At 41.2% G+C, this 386-nt stretch carries 1 pseudogene; it reads right to left on the bottom strand.

The window, feature by feature from the left end:
• Positions 1 to 386 (bottom strand): annotated as a pseudogene (locus Q0958_RS18885) (gliding motility-associated C-terminal domain-containing protein); the annotation flags it as partial.

The raw sequence follows: 386 nt of genomic DNA, 5'->3' as shown, positions 1-386 counted from the left end.
ACTGCGGCATATATTGTTGTATTTGCTGGAACTGTAAAGTCTGGTGCCGTGTTATCTTCTACTGTGATTGTTTGTACCTTACTTGTAGTATTTCCACAATCGTCTGTTAAGCTCCATGTTCTTGTGATGACTTGTTCTCCCTCACAGCTTCCTGCTGCTACTGAATCACTAAAGGTAGCCTCTAAACTTGTATCACAGTTATCTGACTCATCGGTTACATCGCCTGTTACTCCCACACTTGCATCATATGTACAATCAGCTGCGGCATAAATTGTTGTATTTGCTGGAACTGTAAAGTCTGGTGCTGTGTTATCTTCTACCGTGATGGTTTGTACTTTACTAGTGGTATTTCCACAATCGTCGGTTAAACTCCATGTTCTTGTGAT

It is taken from the genome of uncultured Tenacibaculum sp. (assembly GCF_947499065.1).
Classification (GTDB): Bacteria; Bacteroidota; Bacteroidia; order Flavobacteriales; family Flavobacteriaceae; genus Polaribacter.
The sequence above is the reverse complement of the archived record's forward strand: the minus strand, read 5'-3'. Positions and strand labels throughout refer to the sequence as shown.